The sequence below is a fragment of the Nocardioides sp. YJ-D4 genome (assembly GCF_054031495.1).
Genome location: NZ_CM132932.1, coordinates 2,226,954 through 2,248,022 on the forward strand (window position 1 = coordinate 2,226,954; position 21,069 = coordinate 2,248,022).

Sequence of the window (21,069 nt, forward strand, 5' to 3'; positions counted from 1 at the left end):
GGCGCGATCACGCGGAGATGAACGGCTCCGTCAGATGCGGCGTCGCCAGGTGAAGCGTCGCCAGGTGAAGCGTGCCGGCGGTTTCGCGGTTGAGCATGCGCTCCCTCGAGTGCCTGGCCGCCTCAGGGTCGACCTCGTTCGAGTAGGCGAGCTCGGGGTGGAGCAGCTGCAGCGCGTGCACCAGGAGGTCTCCGGTGACGAGCACCAGCTCGCGCCCCTCGGCAACCAGCACGCTCTGATGCCCGGGCGTATGACCGGGCGTGGCGACCGTACGCCCGGCGCGCAGGGGCGTGTCGCCGTCGAGGAGCCGGAGCCGGCCGGCCGCCGCGAGCGGGTCGGTGAGAGTCTCCCGAAGCCCGGGGTTGAGCGCGTCGAGGGCGTCGTACTCGGCCCGCTGGAGCAGGTATTCAGCGTTCGGGAAATAGGGGCGGCGGCCGCCGGCCTCGGTCACGACCGCCCAGCCGACGTGGTCGGTGTGCAGATGGGTGAGCACGACCGTGTCGACCTCGGCCGGGTCGATGCCCGCGGCGTCGAGCGACCGAGGAAGCACACCGGGCACGGGCGCCCACGAGGCAGCCGGGCTGTCCGCCGGACCGATCCCGGCGTCCACGACGGTGAGGCCCTTGTCGCTGCGGATCGCATAGGCACGGAACTGGAGCCACCAGCGGCCCTCGGCGTCGACCGCGCGCGGATCGTAGCGGTCGACCTCGGCCCATTGATCGGCCGTGGCCTCAGGGAAGGCATCGGCGCGCGGGGAGAAGAACGCGCCCTCGCCGTCGGCGAGGGCGATGATCTCGGTGGAGCCGATCCGGAGGCGGGGGACGCTGAGAGCCATGGCCGCGATCCTGCCCTCCTACGCGCCCCGCGTCACGCCAGATGTTTCGAGAAGCTCACCCATGTCGCGTTCGACCAACCCCTTCGCGCCGCCGTTCCCGTGGGCCGCGACCACAGCCCGCAGGCGCGCGCGGGTGATGTCGGAGACGTACGCCATCTCGGCCTTGGCCGCGTTCGAGCCGGGCCGGGTGGTCTCGGCGATCTGGACGGACCAGCACGTACGCCGCGCCCCGTCCTCCACGTTGGCCAGCGCGACCGCGTGGCCGGTGGTGCCAGAGCCGGCGAAGAAGTCGAGGACCCGGGCGTCGGCCGGCATCGTGGCCAGGATCCGCCGGATCAGGCCGGTCGGCTTCGGCGACTCGAACAGCGGCCCCACCAGCGACTTCAGCTCCGCGACGGCGGTGTCGGTCGAGCCGATCTCTTCGGCCATCCAGATCGTGGTGAGCTTCTTCCGCCTCGCCTCGCCGGAGGCATCGCGGGAGAGCCAGTCGCGCTGGTAGACGTCGACCCGCTCCCCCAGCTTCCCGCGTACGCGACGGCACATCAGGTCGTCGGGGCGGGCCGCGATCAGCGGGGCGCTCCACCGCCAGACCGCCGGACGGCCGTCACCGAAGACCGGCCAGATCTCCTGCCCGCCCTCGAACGGCTCGATCCCGACCCGACCGGTCTCCGGGTCGCCCCACACCGGGAAGTGGAGGGTCCTGGCGGTCGCCGGGTTGAACTTCTTGTTGGTGTTGCGCAGCGGCAGCCGCCGGTAATGGCGCCCGTCGTCGGTGACGAGCGGGAAGTCCTGCTCGTTGACGGCCTCGGGGATGCTCGACTCCAGCGCACAGGTCCGGGCGTCCTTGGCGTAGACCAGCAGATACTCGTGGGACGTCGCGAACCCGTTGCCGAGCTGGCGGCCCTTGGGGTTGAGGTTGACCACGATCTGCGCGAGCTGGTTGCGCTCCTCGAAGACCTCGTCCATCAGCACCTTGAGGTGGGCGGCCTCGTTGTCGTCGATGGAGACGTAGATCGCCGCGCGCTCCGACATGACGGTGCGCGCCGCCTGCAGCCGCGGCCTCATCATCGCGACCCAGGCCTCGTGGCGACCGGCCCGACGGCCGTCCTCACCGCGCCGGTCGTCGTGGTAGGCGAAGAGGCTGCCGGTGTTGTAGGGCGGGTCGATGTAGATCAGGTCGAACTTCTCCCCCGCGACCGAGAGCGCCCGAAGAACATCGAGGTTGTCGCCCTCGACGAAGGTGTTCCACGGCTCCCCCACGCGGGGAACGTTAGCCGACCGGGAGATCGGTCGAGAGCAACGCGACCGATCGCTCGGCCACCAGGCACTGGATCTTGGTGCTCTTCGGCGGGGTGACGCTCAGGACCACGTCATCACCGGTCGTCCCGGCCGTGATCGTCGCCGGGTCCGGGGCCTCGCAGCCGTCGTAGACCGTCTGGGCATAGAGCCGCTGGCCCGACGGGACGTGCGCGAGCAGCCTGGTCGCCTCGGTGGTGAAGGACGCCTGCAGCGAGGTGCCCAGCGTGGCTGCGTACGCCTTGATCGCAGCCTCGTCCGGGAGGGCCGTCGCGGTCTTCTCCAGGTCGCCCTCGGCCGCGCCGCCGGCGGAGACCAGACCGCGTACGGGCTTCTCCGAGCTCGGCGGGCGGGACGGCTCGGGCTGCGGCTTCGGCTTCGGGGTTCCGGAAGGCGAGGCCGACGGGCTCGAGCCCGGGTCGGTCGCTTCCTCGGCGGTGCCGCAGGCGGAGACCAGGAGCGCCGTCGCAGCGAGTGCGAGTGGGAGAAGACGCGTGGGGTGCATATTTCACATACTCCCCACGGCACCCGGCTGTTGCACCCCCGACCGGCACGTCGTTACGGAGATGGAAGGATCACGCCGTGGCCCGCTTCACCCAGGCCGAGCTCCAGACCTACTACGGCGCCTCGGTACCCGACCTCCTTCCGGCAGACGACCAGCCGCTGCGCCTCCTCTTCGTCGGCATCAACCCCGGCCTGTGGACGGCAGCGACCCAGACCCACTTCGCGCACCCGCTCAACCGGTTCTATCCCGCGATCTTCCGGGCCGGGATCACCACCCGTCCGATCGACGCCTCGGCCGGGATGACGCCGGAGGACCGCGACTACTTCCGAGCCCGGGGCATCGGCTTCACCAACATCGTCCGTCGCGCCACGGCGAAGGCGTCCGAGCTCAGCAACGCCGAGCTCAAGGAGGGCGGCGCCGAGCTGTTCTCCCTGGTCGCACGGAGGAAACCTGCTGTCGTCGCGATCGCCGGGATCACCGCCTACCGGACCGCGTTCAACCGCCCCAAGGCCAAGCAGGGCCTCCAGCCGGAGCCGCTGGCCGGAGCCGAGCTCTGGGTCGTACCGAACCCGTCAGGCCTCAACGCCCACGAAACCGTCCCCACCCTCGCCGCGGCCTACGCCGAAGCAGCCCGCGCCGCCGGCCTGATCTAAGCCATCAGAACCCCGACGGGGCTTCCGGCAGGTCAGGGACCCCGAGTTTCGCCAGCAGCGCCACCGCGTCGTCGGCCGAGACCCGCGACGACTGGGAGTGGAGCATGTCGTCGACGGCGAGGTCGACCTCGGCGGTGAGACACACGAGCACGTCCTCACCCTCGGCCTCGGCAGGCCCTTGGAAGGCGAGCACGGGCAGGTAGGCGAGGTCGAGGGAAGCGGTCTTCTGTAGAAGACGTACGGCGGCGAGCACATCGGCCCGCGGATCGGCGACCTCCAGCGGGCGGCCGTCGACGGACGCCGCACCCGCGGCCGGCACCTCGACCATGCCGGCGGTCGAGGGGATGTCGTGCTGCTCGACGACCGCGACCCCACCTGGATGCACCACGACCGCCTCGAGCTCGCGCGACCCGATGCTCACGTTGAGCACGACCAGGGCCGACTCGAGCTGGCCGAGCGCCTGACGGAGCTTCTCCTCGCCGAAGGTCTCCGGCGCGCCGAGGTCGAGCATCCACCCGCCCGCGGCGGTGGCGACCCACGAGGCGGTCTCCTGCTCCTTCAGCGCCACCAGCTTCTCGGCCTCCTGGCGCAGCCGGTCCCGCTCGAGGGCCGCGTCGTGGGCGCGCCGGCGCTCGTCGTCGAGCTCGGCGCGCAGCATCGCGACCTCGCTCTCGGCCAGCTGCTGAAGCTCGCGGCGCCGCTCCGCCTCCCGGGCACGCTCCTCGGCCTGCTGCTTCTCGGCCTTCAGCCGGGCGACCTCGAAGCGGCGTACGCCCTCCTCGAGCAGCCCGAGCGTGCGGTCGGAGACCGCCACATCGGCGCCCGACTCGAGCCGGTCCCGCAGCGCACCCCAGTTGACCTCGGGGTGGTCGGTCACCAGCGCGTCCAGCACCTTCAGGAGTACGTCACCCTCGACCCCCGCACGCGAAGCCAGCGAGGCCTGGTTGAACCGAGCCGGCGCGGGCGCCGCGGTCGAGGCCGGAGCCAGGCTCCACTGCCCCGGCGGCCCCTCGACGAAGCCGCCCGAGCTCAGCACGGCGAGCAGCTCCTCCTCGGTCAGCAGCACTCGCTTGCCCTTCAAAGCGGCGCGCAGGACCTGCAGGCTCAACGGAGCCCGCAGGCGCAGGATCTCGGCGACGGCCGGCATGGAGGAATGAGGCATAGGGGCTGGTTAGGGGGTTGTTCTCGCAGGCGCCGCGATCGTACACCGCAGCACCGACATTCGAGTCGCGCCAGAGCCGTTCCGAACAAACACGCGAAGGCCCCGGACACCAGATGGTGCCCGGGGCCTCGCTGTCGAGCCGGTCGAGTGCTAGTCGAGCGGCTTCAGGTCGAAGTCGTAGACAGTCGTCTGACCAGCCACGATCTGCGCCTTCTTGGTCGCCGGGACGAACCCGTCGGCCGCGACGACCACCTGGAGCGGCGCGTTGGACTTCTGCATCCAGTACCCGTAGGTGCCGTCCGCATCAGTCCGAAGCGTCACGTCGTACGACACGCCGTCGAGGGCCACCACCGCACCCTCGAGCGCCTCACCCGAGCCCGTCACCGTGCCCGTGATCTTGCCCCAGCCCGAGGGCGCCTTCACGATCATGGTCGCCGGGACCGGCGCCACGGTGTAGGGCGTGTTGTTCCCGATGACCACGTCGGCCGTGTATGTGCCCGGCTGGTCGACCGTGGCCGCGAACGTGGCGATCGCGGTGACCGACTTGCCGGGTGCCAGGGTGAACGACGGCGGCTGGACGTCCAGCCACGCGACGCCACCACCGCCACCGGTCTCACCGGTCACATCGAGGATGATGTTGGAGTCGGGGAACCCGAGCTCCGCGGCGTCGGTCGGCTCCGGCGTACCGCAGGCATCGGAGGCCAGGTAGGTCGGCGAGGTCTCGGCGGCGGCGTTGCCACCGAAGTAGACCGCACCACCGGCGACGGAGACGACCAGGATGTCGTCCGGCGCGATCTCCGCCGACGCCGCGATCGGCACCGTGTAGGTCGCCCCGAAGTCACCGGTCACCGTCGTCGTACCCGACCCGATGGGGGTCAGGTTGGCGAAGGTGAACGCCGCGCCCTCCGGCAGCGTGTAGAGCGTCGCTGTCACCGGCGTGCTCCCGTTCGCCGACTCCTGGACCGCGAAGCTCACGCTGGTGGGCGTGAAGCCGCCGGAGACCCCGAAGTCACCCGGAGAGTAGGTGCGCAGGATGGTCGTGGTCCCCGAGGGACACGCGACCGAGCTGGACATCACGACCTCGTGCGAGCTCGAGTGGGACAGGGTCGTCTCACCCGCGGGGGTCGGCGCCAGAGCGGTCACCGACGGCTGGCCCGACGAACCCAGCTTGCTCCCCGACTTCGACGAGGTCAGGCCCGACGCCTTCGAGCCGGCACCCGGCTTGGTCTCGACCGTCGTGGCCTTCGTGGTGACGCTCTTGGTGACGCCGGCCGAGGCGGTCTTGTCGCCCTGGATGACGATCTCCTCGCCGCTGGCACCCAGATCGACCTCGACGGGCGCGGACCCGGTGTTGGCGATCTTCAGGTTGCGGGAGACCGAGCCACCCATCGCGAGGCTGGCGTTCAGCGCCGTCTGGGTGACGGCGAGCCGGCCGGCCTTGAGCTGGGCGTTGGAGGTGAGCGTGGCGTCCTCGGCGACGGTGACGTTGCGGCTGATCGGGTCGTAGTCGGGCGCGGTGAAGCTCACGCCGTACGCACCGGTCACCAGGTCGACGCTGTAGGAGCCGTCGGCGCCGGTCTCGACCGTCTTGACGGACCCGCCGGCGGTCGGGGTCAGGGTGACCTCGGCGCCTTCGATGCCCTCCTTGGTGTTGTAGTCCTTGACGACACCGGAGACCGTGCCCATCGGGGCCAGGTCGAAGGTGATCGACTTGTCGTCGCTCAGCGATGCGGTGTTGAGGGAGAACTGCGTGGCGATCGTGCCGGCGGCGTTCTCGATACCGACGGTGGCCGAGCTGCCCCGACCGCGATCGGTGCTGGGCAGGTCCCCGTACCCGAGCTCGACCCGGCCGTCCTCGAAGAGGGTGACCGAGAAGTCGAGCAGCTGGTCCGAGCCGTTCAGCGGGTAGAGGTCGCGCCACTCGATGACGAACGCGTCCTCGCCGCCGACCGTCGTCGCGCCGGTGAACACGTCGGCCGCACCTCGGGCGTCGAGGTCGTCCCAGAACGGGTAGATCGCCGCGTTCGGCACGCCCGTGGACGGGATCGCACCGTTGCTGAACGCCGTGCTGGAGGCGAGGAAGTTCACGTGACCGTTCGAGGCCACGTACGCCTTGGCGTAGCTGCCGCCGTAGAGCGGGAAGCTGAACGGCAGGTCCACCGAGGCGGCCGCGTCGTCACCCTCGAGCCCGAGCGCGGTGGTGCCGGTGCGTACGCCGCTCGAGCCCTCCGAGCAGAAGTAGCCGTAGGCGTCGTAGGAGAAGACCACCTTGACGTTGTGGGTCTTGGCGCCCGTGACCTCGATCTCGGAGCTCGTGGCCTCGGCACAGCCGGACCCCTCGGTGAAGATCGTGTACGTCCCCTCCGGGACGCCCGCGATCGAGTAGGTCCCGTCGGCACCCGAGGTCGCGGACAGGTTGCCCGGCGAGAGCTGGATCTCGGCCCCGGCGATCGGGGCGTTGGTGCTGGCGTTGGTGACCGTGCCGCTGACCGTGTGCTTCGGAGCCTCGGCGAGATCGAAGTCGACGGTCGTGGTGGCGTCCTGGGTGACCGTCGCGGATCCCGTCTCGGTGACGAACCCGAAGGCGGAGGTGGTCAGGTCGTAGTCACCGACGAAGACGCCGGCCGAGAAGTGGCCCTCGGCGTCGGTGGTGAGGGTGCGGTCGAGAGCCTCGCCGTCGAGCTCGACGGTCGCGCCCTCGATCGGCTCACCGCCGCTGGTGACGGTGCCGGCGACCGTGCCGCCCTCGGCCGGAGCCAGGGCGATCAGGCGCGCCAGGTCGAGGTACCCCTCGCCGTACACGTTGTTGTTCTCGGCGGTGCCACCGCAGGTGGTGTCGTCGACGTCGGTCGCCGCCTCGTTGAGCAGGCGGCGGGTCTCCTCGACGTTGCCGATCAGGGTCGGGTTGTAGCTCCACAGCGCCGCGACGGCGCCCGCGAGGTGCGGGGCGGCCATCGAGGTGCCGTTGTAGCTGGCGTACCCACCACCAGGAACGGACGAGCGTACGTTCACACCCGGCGCCGCGATGTTGGGCTTGGTCAGACCGTCCTGACCCGGGCCGCGGCCCGAGAACGAGGCGACCGTGCCGGAGGAGTCGACCGCGCCCACCGAGTAGGTGAGCGTGTTCGCGCCCGGCGAGGAGGTCCCCTGGCACATCGAGCCCGGGTTGCCGGAGGCCCACGAGGAGAACTGGCCGGCTGCGTTCCAGGCGGCGTTCACGTCGTCGAAGAAGGAGTCGATGTAGCCGACGCCGTTCCAGCCCCAGGAGTTGTTGATGACGTGCGGACGCTTGGAGACGTCCGGGTTCTCGCCCTCGGAGTCGGTCGGCTCCAGCAGCCACCAGCCCGACTCGAGGAGTCCGGCGTCGGTGCCGCAGCAGCCGTTGGTCTCGATCCACTCAGCGTCGGGCGCGACACCGATCTGGTTGCCGGCGCCGTCGTCACCGACCATGGTGCCCATGGTGTGGGTGCCGTGGCCGTCGAGGTCGCAGGGTCCGCTGGAGCAGTCGCCGTAGGCGTCGTACCAGTTGTAGTCGTGGGTGAAGGTGCCGTCGCCGTTGTTGCCGCGGTAGTGGTTCACCAGGGCCGGGTGGGTGTAGTCGGTGCCGGAGTCGACGCTGGAGACGACGATGCCGGCGCCGGTGGCACCCTGCTCCCAGGCCTCGGGAGCGTTGATGAAGTCGATGCCCCACTCGATGCCCTGCGGCGCCTTGGTGGCGGACTCCTCCTTGACCGGCTCCACGAGCGAGAGCTTGGCCCGCTCGTGGACGGTCTTGATCTCGGGATCGGCGGCCAGCTTCAGCGCCAGGTCCTCGGAGCCGTCCTTGACCAGGATCGCGTTCGAGATCGCGTACGTCTTGTAGCTGGCCTTGGCGGCGTCGAGCTGGGCGACGGCGCCGGCCTGGGAGGCCTTCGCCGTCTTCTCCAGCGCGTCGACGACGTACTGACCACGCTCGGTCCAGTCCTTGATGGACGTGGCGGGCCCGAGGTTGGCCTTGTCGGAGAACCGGAGCCAGAAGTCGGTCGATTCCGACTTCTCGAACTTCGACTCGAGGGTGGACGTGAGCTTGGCCGCGGGGGCCTTGTCGTCGGCTGTAGGGGTGCCGGCGAATGCGGGGGTGGCGGCAAGCATCGCGGCCGTGGCGGCGAGTATGCCTGTGGCTGCTACGGCCGATCGGCCGAGGCGTGAATATCTCAAGGTGGGTCTCCTTGCGGAAACCGTCGGCAAAGCCCGTGACAGATCGTGCGCGTTTTCCCGGGTAATGCGGACGGATCGATTATTGCCACGGGAAACCGTTCTCCTGATTTGTTACAGGCGCAGTCATTCGGAGCGCTGGAGCGCGGCAGATACCTGACAATGTCGTAAAAGCGTCACAGCTCTAGACAAGTTGGCGAGGCAAATATGACACGGGCGCGTCATTGACACCCACCCCCGGTATCGGCTCCGACGAATGCTCCCTCAAGGCCGGGTCGTTGACGTCGGTCCGCTTTCCGTTCGCTGTACGTTTTTGTAAAAGGAGGGGCATGTCTGCGATCAAACGCGTGACGAACACGTCCGAGGCCGAGGCGCTGGCGGCGCTGCTCAACGGCGACTCCCGCACGAAGCCGACCGTGGTGGTGACGGTCGCGTCAGGACACACCGAGCCCTACGCCGACGTGGAGCGGATCGCGGCCGAGATCGGCGACCTCGCCGACCTCTTCCTGGTCACGACCGGCGGACACACCTGGGCCTTCTCCAACAAGATGACGCCGGGCACGCAGGTCTACGGCGGCGCCGGACGGGTCTACCCGGTCGGCCTGGCGTGGAACATCGATCTGAAGCAGGCCCCGCTGCGGTTCGCGTGGAGCAAGTCCGAGGGCCCCAAGCTCACCGGGCAGCTCATCGACGACGCCCTCGACATGGCCGCGGCGGCCGGACTGTTCGACAGCGCCCGCACCGCCTCCACCCGCGAGCGCCGCGCCGGCACGGTGCGCTCGATCATGAGCGAGCGCGCTCTGGTCGCCCTCGATGGGGGCGACATGGCCTCGGTCCCGCCCCAGCTCGCCCAGGCCGGGGTGCCGATCGAGCGCGTACTCGCCCCGGGGATGCACGTCGACGGCGTCCTGGAGAAGAAGTCACGCTGGCTCGACATCCGGGAGAGCCGCCCCACCGCCGAAGAGGCCTTGAAGACGTACTCCGCCGGGGACGTCGTCCCCGCCGAGGTCCGCTCCGTGCTGGCCGGCTCGGCCGACCTGCGCCTGCATCCCGACGTCACCGTCGAGCTCTTCCGCTCGGATGTGACCGGCGACCCCGACGACGACCTCTCGGCGCTCCTCACCCCCGGTGAGGTCGTGCTCGCGCGGGTCGTCGCGACCGGACCCAAGTGGCGGCTGTCGCTGCGCGAGGTCCGCGAGCACGACACCGCCCGCGAAGCCCTGGCCCTGTACGCCGGTGGCCCACCCTGGCTCGACCCGGATGCTCCGCCGCCTGCTCCCGTCGAGCATGTCGATCCCGAGCCTGCACGTGCGGTGCCCGCGCCTGCCGAGACCGCGCCTGCCGCGGCCGCTCCGGTGGTCGAGCCGGCTGCTGAGCCCGTTCCCGCGGCTCCGGCCAAACCGGCGATCCCCAGTCCCGCGATGATGCCGCGGCGCAAGGGCGAGCCGGTCCGCGCGGTCCGGCCTGCGCCCGCGCCGTCGCCCGAACCCTCGCCCATGCCCGAGAAGGAGCCCGCGCCGGCGAAGAAGGCGGCCGTGCAGTCGATGTCGCTGCAGGTCACCGCGATCAAGGCCGAAAAGGCACACCTCGAGGCGGAGCTGGCCGAGCTCCGCGACCAGGTCTCCGGGCTACGCAACGAGCGCGTGCAGTTCGCCAAGGACCTCGCCCGTGCGGCCCGCCAGGTCGAGACCCGCGACGCCGAGCTGGCCCGGATGCGCTCCCAGCTGCGCCGCGCCAAGCAGCGCACCGCCCCGCCCGACGTAGCCCTGCCCGTCTTCGCCGACCGCGAGCGCGGCTTCCGTCACCTGGTCGAGGCCGCCTGGGCCCGCCGGATCCCCGTCGGCGAACAGCCGACCCGGCCACTGCCGGACTACGCGATCGGCGAGCGGTTCCTCGACAGCGTCGACGCGCTCGAGGGCATCGCCGTCGACAAGATCGCCGACGTGGTCATGGAGGTGCTCACCGGCCTCGCGGAGCAGTCGACCGGCCGCGAGCTGCACCAGCTGCGTACCTCTGCCGGGGGCAACGCCGCGCCACAGTCCCGCCCCGACGGCGCGGTCTGCTACCGCGTCTCGATGCAGATCCACACGCCCAGCGCCCGCCGGCTGCACTTCTGGAAGTGCCCCGACGGCACCATCGAGCTCTCCCGCGTCGTCGTCCACGACGACATGGAGCCCTAGGAGAATGCCGAGTCGGCTCGTTCTAACGCGCCGACTCGGCGACGCCTAGCGTCAGCCCCAGCACCAGGTCAGCAGACCGATGAGCGGGTCCGGGATCGACTCGAGCTCGACGGCCTCGCCGAGGATCGTGCCGTAGCGGATCTTGCGTCCCGACGCGGTGCCGAAGAAGCGGTGCAGCTGGTCGGCGACCTCCTCGCCGCGGTGCTCGGGCTGATTCTGCAGCGTACGGAACTTGCCGCCCTCGCCGTTGGCCTCGAGGATCTCGACGATCCGCGCGGCGCCGATCGCCCGGATCATCTCGTCCTCGAGGTCGCGCCGGCACGCGAAGAACCCCTGGCCGGAGAGGTCCTCGCCGACCTGCCGGCCGAGCGCGTTGGTGACGAAGTGCTCCTCGGCCTCGTCGTAGAGTCCGCCGACCCGATGTCCCGCCGCCGTCGTCTCCCGGATGTAGCGGCCCGCGTTCCCGGCGCCGTTCATCGAGACGACCTCGATCCCGAGCTCGGTCAGGTCCACTCCGTAGCGCGGAGCCAGCGCCTCCACCAGAGCCTTGTCCGACTCTCCTTCGACGAGCAGCGTGATCGGTCGCGTCATGGCGCACACATTAGAAGAAGGTACGTCGCCGCGCCTGTTCCATATATGCAACACCTCGACCTAGAGTTGCATATATGGAATCGGACGTCGGCCGCCTGGTCGCCGAGTGCATCGAGCACTCGGGCCTCAACGCCCGCCAGGTGGCGGCGCGCGCGGGCGTGGCCGCGTCGACGGTCCATCGGATCCTCAACGACCAGGTCAGTCCGTCGGTCGCGACGCTCCACAACATCACCGCTGCCTGCGGGCTCGACCTGACGATGAGCACCACACCGCTGGCATCCGCAGCAGCCGCCGCGGCGGCGCGAGCCATCCTCGACGAGAACTACCCGGCGGACGTGGACGCCGACGTCGAACATTGGGCTACCCGGCTCGACACCTGGGCCGACGGCGACCCGATTCAGATCATCGAGGAGGCGGCACGCGCCTCGGGTGTTCTCCACCGACCGGACGCCGTCCGGCTGGGCGGGGAGGCCACCATCGGCCGGCTCGCCTCCGCCGGCGAGGCCTCCGGCCAGCGCTGGGCGCTCTCCGGCGCGGCCGGCCTGGACCTCCCGTCCTTCGATGGGGCCGTCCCCCGGATCTCGGTCCTGTGGTGCGAGGACCCGAGCGCGATCCGGACTCTTCTCACCGGCGGAACCCTCCGGCCGGCATCCGCCCCGCACCGTTCCACCGTGGTCATCGCCGCCGCCGAACCCGAGCTGTTCCTCGGCACATTCGAGCGCGATCGGGTCGTCTACGCGGCCCCGATCCAGATCGCGATCGACGCCATCTCGGTCGGCGGCGATGCCGCGGACCGCGCCCGCGAGGAGATCCGGACATGGTGACCAAGCAGCCCCGCTGGGCACCAGACCCCGAGACGTACGCCGCCCGCAAGGCGACCACGGACGACACCTACCGGGAGGTCGCGGACCGTGACGCCCAACTGCGCGACACCGGCATCTGGTGGACCGAGGTCGACACCGCCCGCATCCTCCCGAGCGACACCGACCGCGCCTGGCGCCGGTTCCGCGCGAGCCTGCCCGAGCTGGTCTGGAACGCCGCGACGCTCGAGGGCAACAGCTTCACCCTTCCCGAGGTCCGCTCCCTCCTCGACGGCATCACCGTCGGTGGCCACCGGGCCGCGGACGAGCTGCAGGTGCTGGCGCTGAACGAGGCGTACGGCGCGCTCCGCGACCTGATCGGCTACGGCAGGTTCCATATCGACAAATCGACGTCCGACCGCCTCAACCGCATCGTCGCCCTCCACGAGACGCCTGACGCCGGAAGGTTCCGCGGCGAGGGCACGCTGCGCCGAAACGGCAGCGAGCTGCTTCGAGCCCGCTTCGCCACCCTGCGGGAGCGCCTCGCCGAGACCGACGACCCCCGGCTCCGGGCACTGATCTACTTCTGCTCCGCCGCACGGACCCGGTTCTACGCCGGCGGCAACGAACGCACCGCCCTGCTGATGATGACCGGCATCCTGATCTCGAACGGCTTCGACGCCATCAGCATCCCCGGCGCCCGACGCCTCGAGCTCGACCACGCCCTCGACACCGTCGTCACCACCGACGACGCCACCGAGCTGATGTCGTTCCTGATCGACTGCGCCGCGTCGGCGGACTGAGGATCAGAGCACCCGAACTGCTCGATCCCGCGTCGCCCGCACCAGCGCGGCGTTGCGCAGATCGCTCTCGGCGATCTTGGCCTCGGCCTCCGCCCGCGACCTCCCGCCGGCGAGGAACCGCTCGAGCAACCGGGGCACGAGGACCTCGTCCGGGACGTCGACGAACCATGCCTCGTCCAGGAGCCCGCGTACGTCCTTCCACGGCCCATCCTCCAGCAACAGGTAGTTGCCCTCGGTGATCACGATCGGCTCGCCGTCGATCACCACCCCGCCGGGCACCGGCTCGTCCGTGACACGGCTGAACGTCGGCCACTCGACTCGTCCGCGACCCCGCAGCTGTCGCAACGCCGCCACATATGCCTCGGCATCGAAGGTGTCCGGCTCGCCCTTCCGCGCCCGCGCCCCCATCGCGTCGAGCTCGGCGTTGCTCCGGTGGAACCCGTCCATCGGCGCGACCACCGCAACCCGCCCGTCCTCGTTGAGCACGTCCCGCAGCCGCTCCGCCAGCGTCGACTTCCCCGCCCCCGGCGGACCGACGATGCCGAGCACGAACCTGGCGCCTGCCTTCTCCCTGATCTTCTCCGCCAGCCGGAGGAGCTCGCTCTCACTGACGGTCAAGGTCAACCTCGGGCTCACGACACCGACACCTCGAGCTCGACGACCGCCCACGACAACGGCGGAAGGTTCAGTCGCACGCTCCCGTCCTGGACGCCGACGTCGCGAAGCGGCACGAGCCCCACCCGATCGGGCGCGGCCTCCACGTTGGACGTGTGCCGGTCGCCGCCCTCGGGAATGGTGAGGACCTCGGCACTCGCCACCCGCGAGACCCCGAGGCCGCGCAGATCGACGGTCACCTCGGAAGCCTCCTCGAGCCCACGGTTGGCGACGAAGAGCGCGACTCGACCGTCCGGCTCCGACCAGGTCGCGGCAGCGTCGATGACGTCGACGTCGCCGAACTTCTCGGTCGGGATCTGGTCGGCCGAGACCGCCAGCCGCAGGATCTGGCCGCGGGCGAGGGAAGCCATCCGGGCGAACGGCCAGAAGATCGTCTGCCGCCAGGCTGGACCGCCCTCCTCCGAGCGGATCGGTGCGATCACGTTGACCAGCTGCGCCTGGTTGGCGATGCGTACGCGGTCACCGTGGCGCAGCAGGCTGTTGAGCAGGGTGCCGACGACGACGGCATCGGTGACGGAGTAGGTGTCCTCGATCAGCCGCGGGTGCTCGCGCCACTCCTTCTTCACCTGGTCGGGCTGGTCCTCGGAGTCGAGACCCTCCATGTACCAGACGTTCCACTCGTCGAAGGAGATGTCGACCTGCTTGGTGTGCTTGCCGGCCGCCTTGACGGCGTCGATCGTGGCGACGACGCCGTCGATGAACGCGTCCATCCCGACCGCCTCGGCCAAGAACGAGGCGGCGTCTCCGGAGCGCTCCTGGTAGTACTCGTGCATCGAGATGTAGTCGATCTCGTCATAGGCGTGGGTCAGCACGGTGTGCTCCCACGAGCCGAACGTCTCCATGTAGCGGTTGGACGAACCCACCGCGACGAGCTCGATCGAGTCGTCGACGAGCTTCATCGCCTTGGCCGTCTCCTGCGCCAACCGGCCGTACTCGTGCGCCGTCTTGTGGCCGATCTGCCACGGCCCGTCGAGCTCGTTGCCGAGACACCACAGCTTGATGTCGAAGGGATCCTCGGCGCCGTTCTTCCGGCGAAGATCGGACCAGTACGTCCCACCGGGATGGTTCGCGTACTCGACCAGCGCCCGCGCCTCCTCGACCCCACGCGTACCAAGGTTGATCGCCTCCATCACCTCGACGCCGGCCTCGCGGGCCCAGCCCATGAACTCGTGCAGCCCGAACTCGTTGGTCTCGATCGTGTGCCAGGCGCCGTCGAGGCGGCGAGGCCGGTCCGCGACCGGTCCGATGCCGTCCTCCCAGCGATAGCCGGAGACGAAGTTGCCCCCGGGGTAGCGCACCACCGTCGGACCCAGCTCCCGGACGAGCTCGAGCACGTCCTTGCGATAGCCACGGTCGTCGGCGGTCGGATGGCCGGGTTCGTAGATGCCGGTGTAGACGCACCTCCCCATGTGCTCGACGAACGACCCGAAGAGACGTCGGGGTACGTCGGCGATCGTGAAGTCACGGTCGATGGTGATGCGTGCACGGGTCATGGCACGAATCTATTACATCGTTGTAATGACACAGGCAAGAGACTCCGCCTCCCCTATTCGGGGGATCCCCTCCGACCCCGACCGACCACGCCCAGATCGCGAGGGCCAATGGGAAGCATGAAGTCCCGAAGGCCACGCTCCCGATGAGTACGACGATGCTCATCGCCGCAGGTATCGGCTACCTGCTGGGCATCCTGGTCGGCGTCTGGATCGCGCACGGCCGCTGGACCGTGCACTAGACCGCCTCGGCCGAGCTACCGCGTCGTGCTCGCACGGACGACCAGCTCGTGCGGGATCGCAACGGCGCGAGGAGGGCTCGTCCGGTCCCCGATCCGGGTCAGCAGCAGGTCGACAGCCGCCTCGGCGAAGGCGTGCCGGTCCAGGGCGATGGTGGTCAGCGACGGATTCATGAAGCGGGCGTGCTCGACGTCGTCGAACCCGGTCATCAGTACGTCGCCGGGCACCGAGATCCCGTGCTCCTGGAGCACGTGCATCGCGCCGAGCGCGATCGAGTCGGTGAACGCGACGATCGCGTCGAAGCCGGCGTCGCGGGCCAGCAGCTCGGCGGCCGCCTCGGCGCCACCCGCCATCGACCACTCCTCGACGTACACCTCCAGCTGCGGGTCAGCCTCGATCCCGTGCTCCCGCAGCGCCCGGTGATAGCCCTCCAGCCGCTGGATGCTGGTCGCCGACGCACCGGTCGCGCCCGTCTTCCCGCCCAGCGCCGCCACCCGCCGCGCTCCGCGCTCGAGCAGGTGCTTCGTCACCTCATACCCGGCCTGCCGGCTGTCGATCAGCACCCGATCGACCTTGTGCTGCTCGACTTCACCGATCAGTACCACCGGCGGCAGCTGATCGTCGTGGACGACGATGCTGTCCTGGAGCCGGATCGGATTGAGGATCAGCCCGTCGATCTGGTGCTCACGGGCCCGCGAGACCAGGTCGTACTCCCGCTTCGGCTCGGCCCCGGTCTCCTCGATCTGGACCGCCATCCCACGCTCGTGCGCCACCTGCACCACCCGGTGCACCAAGTCCGCCGAGAACGCCGTCGCCAGATCCGGCAGCGCGAGCGCGATCACCCCTGTCCGGCCGTTGCGCAGGCTCCGGGCACTCAGGTTCGGTACGAACCCCAGCTCCTCGACCGCCGCCCGCACCTTCTCCTGGGTGTTTGGACGTACGAACACCGTCCCGTTCATCACGTTCGAGACCGTCTTCGGCGACACCCCCGCCAGCGCCGCGACATCCTTCACCGTTGCCCGCCGCGGCCCCCTGCTCATGGGGGCAGCGTAGTTCAACGGTGTGCCGATGCGTTGGCCCCCAGAAGGCGGCGCCTACCTGATGTCGGCGCCTCCACGCCAAGTCGTGACTATCCCGAACCTGACGGATTGATCGGTCTCCCGGCGCCAAACGGCGTCTCGTGCCAAGCTTGACTCCCCACCTCTAGCTTGCATCGATGGACGGAGAACATGGTCGACGTGCCGAATGCCTCGGCGTGGCTCCTCATGGCAGTGGGCGACGACCGACAGCACGGCGGCAACTCGGGTTACGACGACCAAGCAGACGTCTATTACACGTGGGACAGCACCGTTCCGAACCACGCCAGAATCAAGGTCGGCGACCCGGTCGCACTCTGGGACAAGCATCGCCTGCTCGGCCTATCGGTGATTGAAGCCATCGATACCGAGGTCAAGGAGAAGTTGCGTTACAAGTGCCCGAGCTGTGGAAAGTCCGGTATCAAGGCACGAAAGACGAAGAGCCCACGGTACAAGTGTTCCCAGTGCCGTCACGAGTTCGACCTTCCCACGTCGGAAACGATCACGGTCACGGAGTATCGATCCCGCCACGACGCAGCGTGGACCTCGCTCGATAACCTCTTACCGCGCGATCAACTCCGGAAACTCTGCGCATCCCCCGATAGTCAGCTCAGCATGCGAGAGCTTCGCTGGGATGCATTTCAGGACGCGCTCAGTGCCCGCGGGGCCGAGCGCGCCGTCGACCGAGTCGCGCATCGGACCCCTGACCTGTTCTTCCCACAGGGTCATCTGTTGGAAATCGTCCGGGTTCGTAGGGGGCAACGGAAGTTTCGCGAGCATCTCCTCGACTCGATGGGCGAAGTCTGCGCCTTCACCGGGGACGCACCAGCCAAGGTGCTTGAGGCGGGACACCTGTACAGCTACGCCAAACTTGGCGTTCACCACGAACACGGCGGCCTCATGCTCCGGCGAGACGTCCATCGCCTCTTCGATGACGGCTCACTCGCGGTCAACCCGAGCAGTCTCAATATCGACGTCTCGGACCAGTTGGAGGCATATCCCCAGTACGCCGCCCTCCACGACCAGCAGCTGCGCGTCCAGCCCCACGACCAGCAGGTCGAGTGGCTCGCACGGCATTGGGCTGAGCATCGGGCCAGTTGAGAGCCCGTGCGGTGCGCCCGAGTGGCGCAACACGCTCGGCTACGGCGACGCCGGTTCCTGTCGTCTGAGCCACGTCTCCGTAGACTGCCCCTGAGGTGAACATATGAACGAAGCGACTCCCAGCCAGCCCGCAGTCTTCGACCGGGGCATGCCCCTTCGACTCGCGCCCCACGAGCACCACGTCGACGACGCCGACCGACTTGTCGACCACTGTCGAGCGCTTCGCTCAGAACACCCCGGGACACTGCTCGCAGCAGATCTGTTCTCAGGGGCTGGCGGAATGAGTTTGGGGCTCGAGGACGCTGGCATGCGTGTCGTTTTTGGCGCTGACTTCGACGCAGACGCGTTAGAGACCCACGCCCATCACTTCGGCGGCATGGCAGTCGACTGGGATCTCGGCGACCCGACCAACGTCGACCGCGTCGGGGAGATCCTCCGGTCTGTCGAGATCGACGTTATTGCCGGTGGCCCGCCGTGCCAGCCCTTCTCCAAGGCCGGTCGCTCCAAGATGCGCCACTTGGTCCGCGAAGGTATGCGAGAACCGCACGACCAGCGACGCGACCTGTGGCGTTCCTACTTGGAGATCATCCACACGGCGCAGCCGCGTGCGGTGATCATGGAGAACGTGCCTGACATGGCGCTCGACCGCGAGATGTTCATCCTCCGAAGCATCGTGCAGGAGCTGGAGGACTCCGGGTACGCCGTGCAGGAACGCGTGGTCGAGACATCCTCATATGGCGTACCCCAGTTTCGGCAGCGGCTGATCCTCATCGCTCTGAAGAACGGCTCCGACTTCACGTGGCCCGAACCCACTGAGGAACGCGTGACGCTGAGCAACGCCATCTCCGACTTGCCGAGCGTTGATCCCAAAGCTGGCTGGCAGGTTGAGACGACCAGAACCGAATACAAGCCGTACAGCGGTCCGACCACGAGCTTCCAGCGTGAGATGCGAAGCGGGGTCTCCAACCTCCACCGCTTCCGCGTGTACGACCACGTCACCCGCAAAGTTCGTGACGACGATCTCGAAGCCTTCGAGCATCTGGACACGAAGACCAAGTACTCCGAGCTTCCTGAGAACCTCAAGCGCTACCGCGACGACATCTTCGACGACAAGTACAAGCGCTTGGATGGCGACGACCTGTCTAGGACCATCACCGCGCATATCGCGAAGGATGGCTACTGGTACATCCACCCAAGGGAGAATCGGACACTCACCATCCGAGAGGCCGCGAGGATTCAGACATTTCCAGACGACTTCAGGTTCGCGGGATCACCGACGTCAGCGTTCCGACAGATCGGCAACGCCGTCCCGCCATTCCTCGGACGTGCAGTCGGCCGGACCGTCATTCAGGCATTGAACGATGATTCAGGAGCGAAGGCCGTCCCAAGTGCCTGGACACGTTCCGCTCTCTCCGCTTGGATCGAATCCAATCTCGATGAGTTCGACCCCTGGATCACTTCAGGATCGCGGTGGAAGGTCCTGGTAGGGGAAACCCTGTTCGGCGGCGAGAGTGATGTAGTGAAGCGGGCCCTCTGGCCGATTGTCGCTGACCTGGACCGGCCCCAACAGGTCTTGGATGCCAACGAGACGATCCGTGAGATCTGCGAGTGGATCAATCGCGCCGATGCCGCTGACGCCCTTCTGGCTATGGCTAACACATTGGTGGAGCATGACGTCGACTCGACAATTCCTGATGCCGAGCTCCAGGTCCTCGTCGCGGACAAACTCGTCTCCAACGGGACAGCAGAGCTGTCGATGGTGGTGCAGTCCGACGAGGAAGAACCTGTCATCGCCACGGCCGGCGCACTGAGGGTTGCTGGGCGCTTCTTCCAAGGCAACGAGGGATGGCTGCGCAACCGCAACAGCGATGGACGTATCGCGATCGCACGTCTGATCGGTAACTCCGAAGCCAGCCGGGCTGCCCAACTCGCTCTGATCGAGCTCGGTCAGCGGGTTTGCACGCCGAAGGCGCCCGACTGTGCCGGGTGTCCGCTCGCGATGTCCTGTCGCCGCAACTTCGACGACTCCGCCCGAAGCCGGCTAGAGACCCAGCGCATCCGCCAAGTCGGGGTTTCGTCGCCGTAGCGTGCCAACGGCGGTCTTGAAGGAGGGCAAGTCGTTCTCTTCAAGCAGCGCCGCCTTGAGCGCAACACCGACCTCGTGCAACGCAACCTGGGAAGCGGCGGACTTAGAGGCTTCCTTACGGTCGCCGGCATTCGCCGAGCGTCGGTAGGCGTCATTGGCAAGGACTGAGAGCTCATGCACAGGTCGCTCGAGCATCTGCTTTAGCGAGGGCGGAAGTTCGACCTTCATCTTCGCGACGTTGATCTGGAAGACCTCATCGAGATTCGTGTCGAAGTCAATAGACGCGCGAGCGAGCTTCGTGTGCTCGTCGATTCCGCGAATCCCCGACCAGCCGCCGTGCTGCACCAAACGGTCTGCCCGATAGATATAGAGGCCCTGTTGCCGGTTCCACTTCAACGGTCCCGACATACGATCGAACTCGTCGGAAGAGGAGAACCGGTCCCGGGCGGGCAAGATGTAGCCCCGGAACTTCACGGATGAAGATCCACCATCAGCCTCGATCTCGAAACGCTGCTGCGGCAGTGCTTTCGTGTCGGGCTCTGCCGGCGCGAAGGGGTTCCACGGCTTGAGCTTCTCACCATTGACCGCCATCACAACTTCGCTGCGGTGCGCGACAGATCCCTCGATGAAGCGGTGGAACACCATAGCCAGATGCTCACTGGTCTTTGATGCAAGGCTGGTGAGCCTGCGGCGCCCCCAACCGTTCTCTGCGTAGCGATCCGGAAGCACTCGGTCGAGGTCTTCCCATACGACGACAGTTCCAGGTGCCTCTTGAAGTTTGTCGACTGCGCGATCGATCGCCGGAGACCTCTCATCCGCCAGAACCGCCCACGAGTCGTCACGCGTGACACGATTGAGGTCGAGAGTGACGATGTGAACGTCGCGATTAGCCCCGTGACTGCGGGAGACGACCGTCAACCGTCGGCACTGGGAGAAGGATCCGGTCTTGAGACCGAGCCCGAATCGGCCCAACTCGTTGAGCTCGTAACCTCGCCTAGTCCCGAAACGCAAGGACTCGACCGCCTCGGCTTGGTCCATCCCAGAGCCATCGTCCGAGATGAGCACATACGACCCATTCGGTTCGAAGACAGTCTCCACGTTGATGTGGGTAGCACCGGCGGCGACAGAGTTGTCAACGATGTCCGCGATCGCAGTGTGGAAGTTGTAGCCGATGTCCCGCAACGACTGAGTCAGCCGCGCCGCCGAAGGTGCCACATCGTACGATCGACTCATTCCCACCGGGCATCTCCTCCTACACTGTCATGATGGCACGCGCAAGACCTGAAACCCGGTCACCCGAACACGTGTCTGAAGAACGTTACCGGGCTGCGCCGACATCTGCGGCATCCTCTCAGAGCGATCCGCCCGTATCGTTCGCCGCC

16 protein-coding genes are annotated in these 21,069 nt (G+C 68.2%); 6 read left to right on the forward strand and 10 right to left on the reverse strand.

The annotated features are described in order from the left end of the window. Nucleotides 1-7: 7 nt before the first annotated feature. From ACW14X_RS10600 to ACW14X_RS10610, 3 genes are read right to left on the reverse strand one after another with little or no spacing between them, the layout of a single operon-like run. Nucleotides 8-835 carry an MBL fold metallo-hydrolase gene (locus tag ACW14X_RS10600; protein WP_457165566.1) on the reverse strand — a complete coding sequence of 276 codons (828 nt, stop codon included), beginning with the start codon at nucleotides 833-835 and terminating at the stop codon, nucleotides 8-10. Between the two features lie 18 nt (nucleotides 836-853). Next, the gene (locus tag ACW14X_RS10605; RefSeq protein ID WP_457165567.1) at nucleotides 854-2,095 is read right to left on the reverse strand and encodes a site-specific DNA-methyltransferase; all 1,242 of its coding nucleotides are present in this window, start codon (nucleotides 2,093-2,095) and stop codon (nucleotides 854-856) included. Nucleotides 2,096-2,105: 10 nt separating this feature from the next. Continuing rightward, entirely contained in the window at nucleotides 2,106-2,636 is a 531-nt protein-coding gene (locus ACW14X_RS10610; protein WP_457165568.1) for a hypothetical protein, read from the reverse strand. A 77-nt stretch (nucleotides 2,637-2,713) separates the two neighbouring features. Between ACW14X_RS10610 and ACW14X_RS10615 the strand changes: the two genes are divergently transcribed. After that, nucleotides 2,714-3,289, forward strand: coding sequence for a mismatch-specific DNA-glycosylase (locus ACW14X_RS10615; RefSeq protein ID WP_160025377.1), 576 nt, complete (start codon nucleotides 2,714-2,716; stop codon nucleotides 3,287-3,289). A gap of 4 nt (nucleotides 3,290-3,293) precedes the next feature. Here the strand turns inward: ACW14X_RS10615 and ACW14X_RS10620 are convergent, their stop codons facing one another. Further along, nucleotides 3,294-4,451: a hypothetical protein gene (locus ACW14X_RS10620; protein WP_457165569.1), complete on the reverse strand. Its 1,158-nt coding sequence runs from the start codon at nucleotides 4,449-4,451 to the stop codon at nucleotides 3,294-3,296. A gap of 150 nt (nucleotides 4,452-4,601) precedes the next feature. Continuing rightward, complete coding sequence (locus ACW14X_RS10625) at nucleotides 4,602-8,648, reverse strand: carboxypeptidase regulatory-like domain-containing protein (protein ID WP_457165570.1); 4,047 nt, start codon at nucleotides 8,646-8,648, stop codon at nucleotides 4,602-4,604. A 326-nt stretch (nucleotides 8,649-8,974) separates the two neighbouring features. Here ACW14X_RS10625 and ACW14X_RS10630 point away from each other — a divergent pair, with 326 nt between their 5' ends. Next, on the forward strand, nucleotides 8,975-10,825 hold the full coding sequence (locus tag ACW14X_RS10630; RefSeq protein WP_457165571.1) for a hypothetical protein: 1,851 nt from the start codon (nucleotides 8,975-8,977) through the stop codon (nucleotides 10,823-10,825). A 51-nt stretch (nucleotides 10,826-10,876) separates the two neighbouring features. Here the strand turns inward: ACW14X_RS10630 and ACW14X_RS10635 are convergent, their stop codons facing one another. Continuing rightward, the gene (locus ACW14X_RS10635; protein WP_457165572.1) at nucleotides 10,877-11,416 is read right to left on the reverse strand and encodes a TOPRIM nucleotidyl transferase/hydrolase domain-containing protein; all 540 of its coding nucleotides are present in this window, start codon (nucleotides 11,414-11,416) and stop codon (nucleotides 10,877-10,879) included. 74 nt (nucleotides 11,417-11,490) lie between these two features. Here ACW14X_RS10635 and ACW14X_RS10640 point away from each other — a divergent pair, with 74 nt between their 5' ends. Further along, the gene (locus ACW14X_RS10640) at nucleotides 11,491-12,240 is read left to right on the forward strand and encodes a helix-turn-helix domain-containing protein (RefSeq protein ID WP_160025381.1); all 750 of its coding nucleotides are present in this window, start codon (nucleotides 11,491-11,493) and stop codon (nucleotides 12,238-12,240) included. Then, nucleotides 12,237-13,019: a hypothetical protein gene (locus tag ACW14X_RS10645; RefSeq protein ID WP_457165573.1), complete on the forward strand. Its 783-nt coding sequence runs from the start codon at nucleotides 12,237-12,239 to the stop codon at nucleotides 13,017-13,019. The genes ACW14X_RS10640 and ACW14X_RS10645 overlap by 4 nt, the downstream gene beginning before the upstream one ends. 3 nt (nucleotides 13,020-13,022) lie before the next feature. On the opposite strand, the gene ACW14X_RS10650 is transcribed toward ACW14X_RS10645, so the two are convergent. From ACW14X_RS10650 to ACW14X_RS10660, 3 genes are all read right to left on the reverse strand, one after another. Then, nucleotides 13,023-13,637: a nucleoside/nucleotide kinase family protein gene (locus ACW14X_RS10650; RefSeq protein WP_160025382.1), complete on the reverse strand. Its 615-nt coding sequence runs from the start codon at nucleotides 13,635-13,637 to the stop codon at nucleotides 13,023-13,025. Nucleotides 13,638-13,651: 14 nt separating this feature from the next. Further along, the gene (gene arfA, locus ACW14X_RS10655; RefSeq protein WP_457165574.1) at nucleotides 13,652-15,187 is read right to left on the reverse strand and encodes an arabinosylfuranosidase ArfA; all 1,536 of its coding nucleotides are present in this window, start codon (nucleotides 15,185-15,187) and stop codon (nucleotides 13,652-13,654) included. Nucleotides 15,188-15,441: 254 nt separating this feature from the next. Next, nucleotides 15,442-16,464, reverse strand: coding sequence for a LacI family DNA-binding transcriptional regulator (locus ACW14X_RS10660; RefSeq protein WP_457165575.1), 1,023 nt, complete (start codon nucleotides 16,462-16,464; stop codon nucleotides 15,442-15,444). Nucleotides 16,465-16,653: 189 nt separating this feature from the next. On the opposite strand from ACW14X_RS10660, the gene ACW14X_RS10665 reads away from it, so the two are divergent. Together ACW14X_RS10665 and dcm are read left to right on the forward strand one after the other, a co-directional pair. Further along, nucleotides 16,654-17,601 carry an HNH endonuclease gene (locus ACW14X_RS10665; protein WP_457165576.1) on the forward strand — a complete coding sequence of 316 codons (948 nt, stop codon included), beginning with the start codon at nucleotides 16,654-16,656 and terminating at the stop codon, nucleotides 17,599-17,601. 103 nt (nucleotides 17,602-17,704) lie between these two features. Next, nucleotides 17,705-19,687 (forward strand): DNA (cytosine-5-)-methyltransferase, encoded by a 1,983-nt coding sequence (gene dcm / locus ACW14X_RS10670; protein WP_457165577.1) that lies wholly within the window; start codon nucleotides 17,705-17,707, stop codon nucleotides 19,685-19,687. On the opposite strand, the gene ACW14X_RS10675 is transcribed toward dcm, so the two are convergent. Further along, on the reverse strand, nucleotides 19,643-20,920 hold the full coding sequence (locus tag ACW14X_RS10675) for an ATP-binding protein (RefSeq protein ID WP_457165578.1): 1,278 nt from the start codon (nucleotides 20,918-20,920) through the stop codon (nucleotides 19,643-19,645). The genes dcm and ACW14X_RS10675 overlap by 45 nt on opposite strands. Nucleotides 20,921-21,069: the final 149 nt, after the last annotated feature.